At 41.5% G+C, this 12,281-nt stretch carries 11 protein-coding genes; 2 read left to right on the top strand and 9 right to left on the bottom strand.

What is annotated here, in order from left to right:
* Positions 1-15: 15 nt before the first annotated feature.
* The 9 genes from dapA to HMPREF2697_RS09255 form a co-directional block, all read right to left on the bottom strand.
* Positions 16-951 carry a 4-hydroxy-tetrahydrodipicolinate synthase gene (gene dapA / locus HMPREF2697_RS09295; protein ID WP_014633005.1) on the bottom strand — a complete coding sequence of 312 codons (936 nt, stop codon included), beginning with the start codon at positions 949-951 and terminating at the stop codon, positions 16-18.
* A 221-nt stretch (positions 952-1,172) separates the two neighbouring features.
* Positions 1,173-2,249: an aspartate-semialdehyde dehydrogenase gene (locus HMPREF2697_RS09290; protein WP_003096845.1), complete on the bottom strand. Its 1,077-nt coding sequence runs from the start codon at positions 2,247-2,249 to the stop codon at positions 1,173-1,175.
* A gap of 294 nt (positions 2,250-2,543) precedes the next feature.
* Positions 2,544-3,197 (bottom strand): DNA alkylation repair protein, encoded by a 654-nt coding sequence (locus HMPREF2697_RS09285; RefSeq protein ID WP_002891197.1) that lies wholly within the window; start codon positions 3,195-3,197, stop codon positions 2,544-2,546.
* Positions 3,198-3,212: 15 nt separating this feature from the next.
* Positions 3,213-4,787: a cardiolipin synthase gene (cls, locus tag HMPREF2697_RS09280; protein WP_070850489.1), complete on the bottom strand. Its 1,575-nt coding sequence runs from the start codon at positions 4,785-4,787 to the stop codon at positions 3,213-3,215.
* Positions 4,788-4,915: 128 nt separating this feature from the next.
* On the bottom strand, positions 4,916-5,428 hold the full coding sequence (locus HMPREF2697_RS09275; protein ID WP_070850487.1) for a GNAT family N-acetyltransferase: 513 nt from the start codon (positions 5,426-5,428) through the stop codon (positions 4,916-4,918).
* An 80-nt stretch (positions 5,429-5,508) separates the two neighbouring features.
* A complete protein-coding gene (cls, locus tag HMPREF2697_RS09270) occupies positions 5,509-7,059 on the bottom strand; it encodes a cardiolipin synthase (RefSeq protein WP_180364367.1) in 1,551 nt (516 codons plus the stop codon).
* 88 nt (positions 7,060-7,147) lie between these two features.
* Positions 7,148-8,935, bottom strand: coding sequence for an excinuclease ABC subunit UvrC (uvrC, locus tag HMPREF2697_RS09265; protein WP_013990419.1), 1,788 nt, complete (start codon positions 8,933-8,935; stop codon positions 7,148-7,150).
* 72 nt (positions 8,936-9,007) lie between these two features.
* The gene (locus HMPREF2697_RS09260) at positions 9,008-9,703 is read right to left on the bottom strand and encodes a pyrimidine 5'-nucleotidase PynA (RefSeq protein ID WP_070850485.1); all 696 of its coding nucleotides are present in this window, start codon (positions 9,701-9,703) and stop codon (positions 9,008-9,010) included.
* A 37-nt stretch (positions 9,704-9,740) separates the two neighbouring features.
* Entirely contained in the window at positions 9,741-10,370 is a 630-nt protein-coding gene (locus HMPREF2697_RS09255) for a hypothetical protein (RefSeq protein WP_227834272.1), read from the bottom strand.
* Positions 10,371-10,648: 278 nt separating this feature from the next.
* Between HMPREF2697_RS09255 and sdaAB the strand changes: the two genes are divergently transcribed.
* Together sdaAB and sdaAA are read left to right on the top strand one after the other, a co-directional pair.
* Entirely contained in the window at positions 10,649-11,320 is a 672-nt protein-coding gene (sdaAB, locus tag HMPREF2697_RS09250; RefSeq protein WP_002885347.1) for an L-serine ammonia-lyase, iron-sulfur-dependent subunit beta, read from the top strand.
* Between the two features lie 12 nt (positions 11,321-11,332).
* On the top strand, positions 11,333-12,202 hold the full coding sequence (gene sdaAA / locus HMPREF2697_RS09245; RefSeq protein WP_014632996.1) for an L-serine ammonia-lyase, iron-sulfur-dependent, subunit alpha: 870 nt from the start codon (positions 11,333-11,335) through the stop codon (positions 12,200-12,202).
* The last annotated feature ends 79 nt before the right edge of the window (positions 12,203-12,281 follow it).

The raw sequence follows: 12,281 nt of genomic DNA, 5'->3' as shown, positions 1-12,281 counted from the left end.
CTCAACTTCATTTTCTTAATAATCAGGACGAACGACACCTGTAACTGTCTCACGTGTTGCCTCGACATCTTCTTCGAGGACAACCTTGATGATACGTTTAGCTTCTTCTGAAGTACATGCAACCAATGGCAAACGAAGTGGTCCAACTTCGAAACCAAGATGATTAAGAACAGCCTTAACAGGTGCAGGGCTTGGTACTGAGAAGAGAGCGTTAACTTTAGGAATGAATTTACGTTGGATAGCTGCTGCTGTCTTGAGGTCACTATTTTCAATAGCTTCAAGCATGGCATGCATCTCATCACCGTTTGTATGAGAGGCTACTGAGATGACACCGTTAGCTCCAAGATTCATAGCGTGGAAGGCATCCCCATCTTCACCTGTATAAACCAAGAAATCTTTAGGTTTATGTTCGATAAGGTAGGCCATATTTGCAAGGCTAGTACATTCTTTAACACCAATGATATTTGGATGTTCCGCCAAACGAAGCATGGTATCAGGAGCCATTTCAACAACCACACGACCAGGGATGTTATAGATGATAATTGGCAAATCAGAAGCATCCGCAATGGCTTTGAAGTGTTGGTACATACCTTCTTGTGATGGCTTGTTGTAGTAAGGCACGATAGCAAGACCAGCTGCGAAACCACCAAATTTGGCAACTTCTTTAGCAAACTCGATAGAGTCGCGTGTATCGTTGGTACCGACACCAGCAATCAATGGCACACGTCCATTAACAATTTTCTGAACAGCCGCAAAGAGTTCCAACTCCTCATCGTGAGTAAGTGTTGGACTTTCAGCCGTTGTTCCCGCCAAAAGAAGAGCTTCTGTATGGTGAGCCAAAAGATGCTCAATCAATTCTGGAAGGGCATCATAATTGATAGAGCCATCTTCGTGGAAAGGTGTAATAAGGGCTGTGATCAGTTTGACATCTCTTAATTGATCAATTGACATAATATTCTCCTTCAACCGTTTTCTAATCCTTTCCATTTTACCATAATTTTGACCAGACAGACAGATAAGTTGACAATTTTCTGAAAACATGAGGACTGACTGTTTCAATTTGATGGCCAATAAACAAAAAAACAGAGAGAAGTCTCTCTGCTTTATAGGATTCAGCATGATTTTAGTATTCAAATACAACACTAAATCCTTACTGATTTCTGTTTTGCTCCCTATTTCAATTCAAATTTCAATTCTGAAGTTGGGCGAACCAAACCACGTTCGTGGAGTGTTTCTGCGATTTGGACTGAGTTCCAAGCGGCACCTTTAAGGAGGTTATCTGAAACAACCCACATGTGGATACCTTTTTCAGCATCCAAGTCTTTACGGATACGTCCGACAAATGTATCACGTGAACCTACAGCATTAACGGCTTGTGGGTAGACTTGGTTAGCAACGTCGTCTTCAAGGACTGCACCTGGGAATTCTGCAATAGCAGCTTTCACTTCGTCAATTGGTGCCACTTCTTTTGTTTCAATGTAGACTGACTCTGAGTGAGCTGACAAGACTGGAATACGCACACATGTTGCTGATACAGCAATGCTATCGTCTTCCATGATTTTCTTAGTTTCGTTTGTCATCTTCATTTCTTCGTAAGTGTAGTCATTTTCAGTGAAGACGTCAATTTGAGCCAAGGCGTTGAAGGCGATTGGGAAGTGTTTCTTATCGCCACCACATGGCAAGATTTCAGCTTTAACATCACGTGGGTTAACACCGTCATTCAAAACTTCTTTCAACTCACGTTGTGTTTCAAGGATTGCTCCCATACCAGCACCTGATACGGCTTGGTAAGTTGACACGATGATACGGTCCAAGCCCCATTTTTGACGAACTGGCTCAAGAGCAACCATCATTTGAATCGTTGAACAGTTAGGGCAAGCGATAATACCGTTGTGAGCATCAAGCGCATGTGCATTGACCTCAGGTACAACCAATGGTACATCTGGGTTTTGACGGAAGTATGATGTATTATCAACGACTACTGCACCTGCTTTAACGGCGTATGGTGCATATTTAGCAGAGGTAGATCCACCAGCTGAGAAAAGTGCAATATCTACACCTTCAAATGCGTCTTCAGTCGTTTCTTCGATGGTCACATCTTGTCCTTTAAATTGCAAGACTTTCCCTGCAGAACGTGCAGACGCAAGGTAGCGAATTTTATCGATTGGAAGTGTTGATTCTTCCAACATTTTGATCATTTGAGCACCAACGGCACCTGTAGCACCGACAACAGCAACTGTGTATCCCATAGTAAAACCTCTTTCGGAATTTTCTATCAATTTAGTTTAGTGAATCTATTATACTACGTTTAAGCCCAGTTGAAAAGGGTTAAAACGCCAAGAATAAAGAAAATCCCCTACCAAATGGTAAGGGATAAGAGGCATCTTTCGATGAGAGTAGCAGGTTCACACAACTACTCAAGGTCCGCTCCTGCGTTACAATTTAATGTAGACCTCCTCAGCGCAAAAGGCTCTAAAGAGCCAATCGACTCATCGCATGTTTCTATTCTATCATAATGAACGCAAGAGTCAAGCTCTTGATTTCTATAAATACTTACTTCCCTCACGAATGCTAAGAGATGCCATTTGACTAGCATGTTGATCAATAAAAGCTCGAACCCAATCAGGATTTACCTTTGAGTAATTGCGCAAACTCCAACCGATAGCCTTGTTAATGAAAAACTCAGTCTGTCCAAAGTTGTTACAGATAACCTCAGCTAAGAGGTTTGTATCAGTCAATTCTTTACGCATAAGCTGGTGGTCGATGGCAATACGTCTCAACCAAAAATCCTCATCCAGACTCCATTGACGCATGATATTCTTGGTTTCTGGGTAGTGAAAAGTAATCTCCCCGATGATACGGTCCAACTGATCTATACTGTCCCACCATGATTTGGTTTGAGCCAATTCCTTTAGCTTTGAAAAATCTTCAGGTCTAAGCTCCTTCTTCTTTTTATCCAGATAATCCATAGCAATATATTGAAACTCACGGTAAGGTTGCTGCCAACACTCTTCCACAAAAGTCCAATCAATTGGATCCTTTATGAAAGGCTTAAAAAACTCTCTTTCAATCTTTTTGAGAATTGGTTTTTGAACGCCAAGAAAGCTGAATTTATTTTTCATATAAGCTTCCATTGCTGAGACTTTCGCTGGATCAGCTTGGTTTTCTAACAGTTTCAAAAGCATTTTTGTATCCATATGATTTCTCCTTTTTTACATCAAAGGTCCAATCAGAGAAAAGAGATAGCCACCTAGACGATGAGCCATAGGTATTTTAGACAAACTTTCCAGAGTGACTTCCTCTGAGAGTGCCTGGGTTTTCTCAAAATCTTGTTCAATGTTAAGCACTTCCAGATTTTTATAGAGATAGACCCCATCTTCAAAATTTTGATAGAGACTCCGGTAATCAGTGTTAATGGTACCTACCACAGCTTGTTTGGCGTCAGAAACATAAACTTTAGCATGGATAAAGCCTGGGGTATAACGGAAAATACGGACGCCAGCATCCAAGAGCACTTTAAAATAGGTAGTCGCAATATCAAAGGCATACTGCTTATCTGGAATTCCTGGCATAATGATACGAACATCCACACCTCGTCTGGCCGCAAAGGTCATGGCCCGAACCAATTCGTCATCCAAAATCAAATAAGGCGTCATGATATAGACATAATTAGTTGATGTATTTAGAAGATGTAAATAAACATTTTCGGCAACCTTGTGGTAGGTCAGCGGTGAATTGCCATAAGGGAGTACAAAGCCCGAACTCTTCCTTTTTTGAGGTTTTTCTTGTAGATAGTGCTCCATATCCGTTTTATCTTCTATTCCAGTCACTGTCCACATGGTCAAAAAGAGAGCTTTTAGCGTTTGAACTGCTGAACCATCTAAGCGAAGGGCCGTGTCCTTCCAATGGCCAAAGCGTTCTCGTTTATTAACATACTCGTCAGCGATATTAACGCCACCAGTATAAGCAACTTGACCATCAATCACTGTAATCTTTCGATGGTCTCGGTAATTGTAATAGGTTGATAGAATAGGTTTGACTGGTGAGAAGGCCTGAGCTTTAATGCCAACCTTGTGTAGTCGCTCAATATAATCGTAGGACAAGGTAGTCATCTCATTCATCCCATCAAACATGACACGGACATCAAGACCTGCCTTGGCCTTCTCCTCTAAAATGGCTAAAATCTCGCCCCACATGATCCCTTCATCAATAATGAAATATTCCATGAAGATATAACGCTCTGCCTTTTTCAAATCCTCCAGTAAGGCTGGAAGCATGTCATCTCCAAGTGGAAAATAGGTAACCTCTGTGTTTCTGTAGATAGGAAACTGTGCTGGACTATGCTCCAAAAAATAAGCTAATTTCTGTAATTGGCGATCACTTTGGGATAAATAATCAGCAACTTCTGGATTGGTGCTTAAATGGTCGGATGCCTGCACTGTAGCATCCTCAAGCCGTTTCTTCAAGCGTCTGACACCCAAATCAGCCAGTGAAAAGTAAAGCAGAGCCGTCCCAAAAATTGGAAAGAGGGCAATGATAATCATCCAGGACAGTTTGGAACGAGAATCCATGGAACGATTGAGCAAGTAAAAGAAGGTAAAGACACTCAACAAGTGTTCCCATAAGATAATGGATGGGAAATGCTCTTGTAGGCTGAGATATGAAAAGACAAGAAAGGCCAATTCCAGTAAGAAGAACAGGAGAATGGGAACCTTTCGGTTAAGTAGAATTTTAGCCCATCTTGAGGGCTTTTGAGGTAACAGTCTAGCACTGGTGACTTGAGACATATAGACTCCTTTCATGACGGGGAGACCATCACAACTGTCCGGTCTCTTTCAGTAATTTTATTAGTATCGTTTTAGCCTATGCAAAAGGCAGGGATAATTAGCCATTGTGGTTTAGGCTCAGCAAGCTTCTACTGTATTTTTCTGACAGGACCATCTATGGTCTTTTGCATCCAGACGATATCGTGCCATTGCTCAAACTTGTAGCCAACTTTTGGAAAATGGGCAACTTGAACATAGCCACGTTTTTCATGCATGGCAATACTGGCTTCGTTAGGAACTGCAATGCAGGCTAGAAAGCGTAAGTAGCCTCGTGCTTGCAACTCCTCTTCTAAGGCCGTATAAAGGGCCAATCCAATCCCTTGTCCACGCGCCTCTTTGGCTACATAAATAGACAATTCAGTGGTCCAATCATAGGCTGTACGAGCATAATAGGTTGAGGCATAAGCATAGCCTAGCACTTGGCCATTCTCTTCCGCTACTAAATAGGGGTATTTTTCAAGCGTCTTGCAAATGCGTTTTTCAAACTCTTGAACACTGGGAACCTCATATTCAAAGGTAAAAGCTGTCTTCTCGACATAGGGTGTATAGATGGCCTGGATAGCTTGTGCATCTGACAAGCTGGCTGGACGAATGGTTAACATCATTTTCTCCTTCGACTTCATTATCTTTATTTTAAACTATAAAAAAAGAGGGCTCAACCCTCTTATAACAAGTCTTGTCACTACATCAATGGCGCAACTAATCTGGTCAATAAGCCCAAGCACTTCTGGTGAAATGGTCGATTTTTAACATCAGTCATGCTGACTCGATGACACTTGGCCATTGTCGCTTGGAAATCTTCCTCAATACCAACCACTGATGACGTCCTGTAAAGATAGGTCGCACACTCAAAGTGGTGATAAAGACTGCGGTAATCCAAATTAATCGTTCCGACAACAGCCCTACTATTGTCACTCACAAATACCTTTGCATGAACAAATCCAGGAGTGTACTCATAGATTTTTACGCCGGATGCCAAAAGTGTTGGGTAGTAAGTCTTAGCGAGGTAGTAAGCTGACTTTTTATCAGGAATACCAGGCATGATGATACTGACGTCTACCCCACGCTCGGCCGCAAATTTCAAAGCATGTAGTAACTCACCATCTAAAATAAGATAAGGCGTCATGATGTGAACAAAATCACGCGCATGGTTAAGGATGTCAATATAGACATTCTCACCAACTTTATCCTTGTCCAATGGAATATCTCCATAAGGAACAACAAAGCCAGGGGTATCAAAGACCTTATGTTCAACCATATACGGCGTAACATCTAAGGTTTCGTTAGAATAGGTCCACATCTGAAGAAAGAGAACTAAAAAAGTATCAACCGCTGGGCCCTCCAGCATCAAGGCAGTATCTTTCCAATGACCGAAACGCTCAATCTTGTTGATATACTCGTCAGCTAAATTAACCCCGCCTGTGAAAGCAACCTTACCATCAATCAGCAAGATTTTTCTATGGTCACGGTAATTGTAATAGGTTGACAGGAAAGGGGTTACCGAGGCAAAAACTCGAGATTGAATGCCAATTTTTTCCAATCGTTTCTTATAGTCAAAACTCAAAGTTGAAAATTCATTCATACCGTCATACAGGACTCGAACTTCCACCCCTTCTTGAACCTTTTGTTTCAAGATTGCTAGGATTTCACCCCACATTTCACCTTCACCAATGATGAAATATTCCAAGAAAATGTACTTCTCTGCTTTAAGGAGCTGTTTCTTCATTTCCTCAAACTTGGCTTCACCACTTGGGAAATAGGTCGTCTTCGTGTGACGATAAACTGGAAAGGAACCGTTCACATTTTCAAGATATTGGACCAAGTTATAGTTGCTGGTGTGACGCTGTTTAAGCTCTTCGAGGGCCTGATTATCTTGTTTCAGAATACCAGAACTGCGGTCAATATTGCTCTGAATAGCACGCTTCATCCCTGTGTAACCTATATCAAGTTTCGTATAAGCCAAGAGCAAGGTTCCGATAATTGGAAAAGGCAAGACTATCAGGAGCCAAGTATTGACGGCTGTTGATTCCATATCACTTTGAAAGAGATAAATAATGGCCAGAATACGAAGGACTACTTCTGTTACTTGCAAGTGCACCCTGTACTGTCTCAACCATAAGTATGACATGGCTACAACAACAAGCTGTAGTAAGATGATTAGGAAGATAATCGTGGCACGACTAAAGATACCTCGAAGAAAGCCACGACGCCCCCTATCATAAAGACGTTCAATTTTAGCTTCGTTTTTAATAGCAAGACTCCTTTCCCTTTTTAATTATTCTTATTATAACAAAAAAATGGCTTAATGAATTTAAGTTTCTTTAATTGTTATCTTCTCCTAACTTATCCAATAGAGCCTGGGCTACTTTTTCTGGAATGCCAAGTGCTTGGATATCCTCAACGGTAGCTTTTTGGATAGCTGTCATAGACTTGAAGTGTTTGAGAAGTTTTTGTTTGCGCTTAGGTCCAAGCCCCACCACGCCATCAAGTTTGGAGCTAAAACTATTTTTACTACGAACTTGACGATGGAAGGTGATAGCAAAACGGTGAACTTCATCTTGGATACGGTGAAGAAGGAAAAATTCCTCGGATTGACGTGGCAAATCAATGACTTGCAAGGGGTCCCCAAAGAGCAATTCGTTGGTTTGGTGCTTGTCATTTTTCTGAAGCCCCGCAACTGGGATAGAGAGATTCAATTCATTGCGTAGGACATCCTTGGCCACATTGACCTGACCTTGACCACCATCCATGATAATAAGGTCTGGTGGCGTTAGCCCATCGCGTTTGACACGACTATAACGGCGACGAATGACCTCACGCATGCTGGCATAATCGTCAGGTCCTTCAACCGTCTTAATCTTGTATTTGCGGTACTCTTTTTTATTGGGTTTCCCATTCTCAAAGACGACCATGGCTGATACAGGACTCGTTCCCATGATGTTAGAGTTATCGAAGGACTCGATGCGAACCGGTGTCGGAATTCCCATGAGTTTGCCTAGATTTTCAATGGCTCCTTGGGTCTTGGCTATATCTTTTTCAAGAAGATCAAATTTTTGAGTCAGACTGACACGGGCATTTTTCGTCGCCAGATTAACCAACTGCTTCTTCTCTCCACGTTGAGGTTTAAAGACCTTGACCTCATCTCCAACTAGAGCTTCGACAGACTCTTGATCAATGTCTCCTGGAATGAAAATCTCCCTAGGCTTAAGATGACGACTATCCAGATAAAATTGACCCATATAGGTTAGAAAATCTTCCTCAGCATCATTATAATAAGGGAACATATTGACATCACGCTGAATGAGTTTTCCTTGGCGAACAAAGAAAACCTGAACACACATCCAACCCTTGTCCACGTAGTAACCGAAGATATCACGGTCCTGCATGTCCTGACGGATAACCCTTTGCTTGGTCCTCAGCGTCGATACCGCCTCAATCAAATCACGATACTCCGCAGCACGCTCAAATTCCATCTGGTCAGACATATCCTTCATCTTGGCCTTAAGCTGATTAACGATTTTATCATCATGACCGTTTAGGAAATTCTTGACATCCTCAACCAAACCTTGCCAATAATCCTCAGTGGTGTGACAGATGGTGTGGGCATTACATTGTCCGATATGGTAATAGAAACAGACCTTGTTGGCGGGATTTTTACATTTCTTAAAGGGGAAAATACGGTCCAAAAGCTTCTTGATTTCATTGGCTGCACCAGAGTCTGGGTAAGGACCAAAATAGAGACCACCATCCTTCTTAACCTGGCGAGTAATCAAGAGCCTTGGATAGAGCTCCTTAGTAATCTTGATAAATGGGTAAGACTTGTCGTCCTTGAGGCGGATGTTGAATTTGGGCATGTTCTCTTGGATAAGATTAATTTCCAAAAGCAGGGCCTCAATATTAGACTCGGTTACGATAAATTCAAAATCTGCAATCTCAGATACCAAAAGCTCTGTCTTGGTATCATGACTTCCACGAAAATAGCTACGCACACGATTTTTTAGATTTTTAGCCTTACCGACATAGATAATATTGCCGAATTTGTCCTTGTGGAGATAGCACCCCGGGTTATTTGGGAGCAATTCCAACTTATGTTTAATCAGATCATTCATGCTTTCATTGTAGCAAAAAAAGAGCTGAAAAGCTCTTAATAGTCATGAGTGAATACAATTTTGAAAGGTAGTCTATTTGCTCAAAATCGTCAAGATTTCTTGGTAGTTTTTGACTTGATAGGTTGGAATAGCCGGAGTCTCATTAACCAAACATTTGGGATTAAACCAAATGCTGTCAATTCCTGCATTATTACCACCTTGGATATCAGCAGTTAGACTATCACCAATCATGAGGGCCGAATCGGGATGAAAGTCATTTACCTGATCCGCAATTTTTTCAAAAAAGTCAGTAGACGGTTTGTGAGCACCCACTTCATCTGAGATGAAAATATCGTCGAAGAATGGCAAGATGCTTGAGGCTTGCAGACGACCTCGTTGGATATAGCTAACACCGTTAGTGGCTGCATAAATCTTGTGGCCTCGGTCTTTAACATTCGATAAGAAAGCATGGGCCTGAGGCAACTCCTGCCCCTGTTGGCTCAAGAAATGCTGGTAACGGCCAGCTAAGTGACTGCCATCAACCTCCTGTCCAAAATGCTCAAAAAGACGTGAAAAGCGCGTGCGAAGCAACTCAGGCTTAGTGATTAAACCATGATTAAGATCCTCCCACATGGAACGGTTCATGGGGATATAGTGATCCTTGTAAACTTTAAGATCTCGTGAAGCCACCCCAGCCTCTTCAAGAAGGTAGGTCAAAGCCAAATCTTCAGCACGGTCAAAATCTAGGAGGGTGTGATCAAGGTCGAAAAGTAGGAATTTGTAATACAATGTGAGTTATTCCTTTCTAGGGATACGTACGTGACTATTATTTATATTTTTTGGGAAAGTACTCTTTACCTAGCTGCCACATATACTGGTCTATTTCCTTTAAATTAAACTCTTCTAAACCATAATAACTTCTAAAGGTTAAGAGAATTTTTTTAAATTGCTGATAGTCTTTTAAATCTGCATTTTTAAAGACAGCGAACTTATCTTTTTTTCTAAAATACTTTAAGACTTTTTCAACATAGCTATCGTAAATAGGATATTCGATAGGATTATGGTGCGAACAATACTTCGTTGCAAATGAATAAAAGTTCTTTGTTACCCCACCATAATTAACTTTTTGAATCTCTTTAACCAAAGCGACATCACCTTGTCTCAACCTCTCATCAATATCAATCGATAAGATATGCTTTGCTAAGGGATAGACCGAAAAAATATTGGTGCTATAAAAATCATTTAGTGTTGCAACTTTTAACAATATATCAGAAATATCTTCATTTTTAGGTATCAACTCAAAAAATAATTTATCCAGGGCGTCTTCCTGAAGTTTATAATTTTCAAGCTCACTCCAAGACTTTAAATACTTCTTAACCTCTAAAATAGAGGGATTAGGAACCGAATAACTAGTATTTCCAGAATTATTATCCAAAGGTAGCTGATTGTAAGCCATGACGTATCCTTTCTGACAAGTAAATCTTTAGGCTCTATTTTACCACAATCTATCTAGACATAAGAAAAGAAACACAAAAAGGCGACCCGCAGGCCACCCTCTCAGATTTATGAAAAATAAGTATTGCTTACTTAATAGACCACTATTATATCTATTGAACCTTAAAGAAAGCTTAAAATAGGTTATTTTTTTATGATTTCTATAGATTTTACTTAAATACCTAATCTCTATAATTCATGGTATACTGAAAATACAAGATTAATCAAACGAGGCGTGTTATGAAAAATTTAAAATTTCAATCCGTTTTTGACATCATTGGACCTGTCATGGTCGGGCCTTCCTCTAGTCATACTGCAGGAGCTGTTCGTATTGGCAAGATTGTTTCTGCCATCTTTGGTGAGACACCGACTGAGGTAGAATTTCAACTCTTTAATTCCTTTGCCAAGACCTATCGAGGTCACGGGACTGATGTGGCTCTTGTGGCTGGTATTTTAGGTATGGAAACTGACGACCCTGACATCCCACGCGCTCTGGATATCGCATACGAAAAAGGCATTAAGGTCTACTGGAAAATTAACAAGGATAGTAATGCGCCACACCCCAATACGACTCGTATCACCTTAAAAAATGCTACAAAAACCATTTCTGCCACAGGCGTTTCTATCGGTGGAGGAAATATCCAAGTAACTGAACTCAATGGTTTTGCGGTCAATCTCAAGATGAATACACCGACTCTCATCATTGTCCACCAAGACGTTCCAGGAATGATTGCCCTTGTCACAGATATTTTGTCGCGTTATGGCATCAATATCGCCCAAATGACTGTTACTCGGGAAAATGCCGGTGAAAAGGCCATTATGATTATCGAAATTGACTCGCACCAGTGTGATGAGGCCGTCACTGAAATCGCTAGAATTCCTCATCTACATAATGTCAACTTTTTCAGCTAAGAGGGGGATTGCATGTTTTACACTATTGAAGAATTAGTTCAACAAGCTGACCGAGATTACCAAGGCAATATCGCCGAGCTCATGATTGCTACAGAGACAGAGCTAACTGGACGGGAACGGCCTGAAATTCTAACTCTGATGACTCGAAATCTCGAAGTGATGAAGGAGTCTGTTCAGGCTGGTTTGTCTCCTGAGAAATCACCAACTGGCTTAACTGGGGGAGACGCTGCCAAACTGGATGCCTATATCAAAAATGGAAAGACCTTGGCTGATTCTGCAGTTTTGGGTGCTGCAAGAAATGCCATGGCAGTCAATGAATCTAACGCCAAGATGGGCTTGGTTTGTGCCACACCTACTGCTGGATCAGCTGGTTGTCTACCTGCTGTTCTAACAACAGCTATCGAAAAACTAGACTTGAGCGAATCACAACAATTAGATTTTCTCTTCACTGCTGGTGCATTTGGTCTAGTCATCGCAAATAATGCCTCGATTTCTGGTGCCGAGGGAGGCTGCCAAGCCGAAGTTGGTTCTGCCTCTGCTATGGCTGCTGCCGCTATTACAATGGCTGCTGGTGGTACACCTTTCCAGGCCAGTCAGGCCATCTGCTTTGTGCTTAAAAATATGTTGGGACTCATCTGCGACCCTGTAGCCGGATTGGTTGAGGTCCCATGTGTCAAACGTAATGCCATGGGAGCAAGTTTTGCCCTAGTAGCTGCTGACATGGCCTTGGCGGGTATCACATCGGCCATTCCAGTCGACCAGGTTGTTGACGCGATGTATCAGGTGGGTTCAGCCATGCCAACTGCCTTCCGGGAAACTGCTGAAGGTGGCTTAGCAGCAACTCCGAAAGGAAAGGCACTCGCAAAAGAAATTTTTGGGTAATTTTTAGTAGAAACAAAAAAACTTAGAAGCTTTCATACTTCTAAGTTCAGAATGAAGACAAACATCGTTTTTGATGTTT

The sequence above is a fragment of the Streptococcus sp. HMSC064D12 genome, assembly GCF_001837205.1.
In the GTDB taxonomy this organism is placed as follows: domain Bacteria; phylum Bacillota; class Bacilli; order Lactobacillales; family Streptococcaceae; genus Streptococcus; species Streptococcus salivarius_D.
Note: the sequence above shows the minus strand (reverse complement) of the source record. Positions and strands in the feature narration are given on the sequence as shown.

What these genes read in the sequence shown, in the direction of transcription:
- dapA (WP_014633005.1), bottom strand. Translation starts at nt 951, where the DNA reads ATGTCAATTGATCAATTAAGAGATGTCAAACTGATCACAGCCCTTATT.
- HMPREF2697_RS09290 (WP_003096845.1), bottom strand. Translation starts at nt 2,249, where the DNA reads ATGGGATACACAGTTGCTGTTGTCGGTGCTACAGGTGCCGTTGGTGCT.
- HMPREF2697_RS09285 (WP_002891197.1), bottom strand. Translation starts at nt 3,197, where the DNA reads ATGGATACAAAAATGCTTTTGAAACTGTTAGAAAACCAAGCTGATCCA.
- cls (WP_070850489.1), bottom strand. Translation starts at nt 4,787, where the DNA reads ATGTCTCAAGTCACCAGTGCTAGACTGTTACCTCAAAAGCCCTCAAGA.
- HMPREF2697_RS09275 (WP_070850487.1), bottom strand. Translation starts at nt 5,428, where the DNA reads ATGTTAACCATTCGTCCAGCCAGCTTGTCAGATGCACAAGCTATCCAG.
- uvrC (WP_013990419.1), bottom strand. Translation starts at nt 8,935, where the DNA reads ATGAATGATCTGATTAAACATAAGTTGGAATTGCTCCCAAATAACCCG.
- HMPREF2697_RS09255 (WP_227834272.1), bottom strand. Translation starts at nt 10,370, where the DNA reads ATGGCTTACAATCAGCTACCTTTGGATAATAATTCTGGAAATACTAGT.
- sdaAB (WP_002885347.1), top strand. Translation starts at nt 10,649, where the DNA reads ATGAAAAATTTAAAATTTCAATCCGTTTTTGACATCATTGGACCTGTC.
- sdaAA (WP_014632996.1), top strand. Translation starts at nt 11,333, where the DNA reads ATGTTTTACACTATTGAAGAATTAGTTCAACAAGCTGACCGAGATTAC.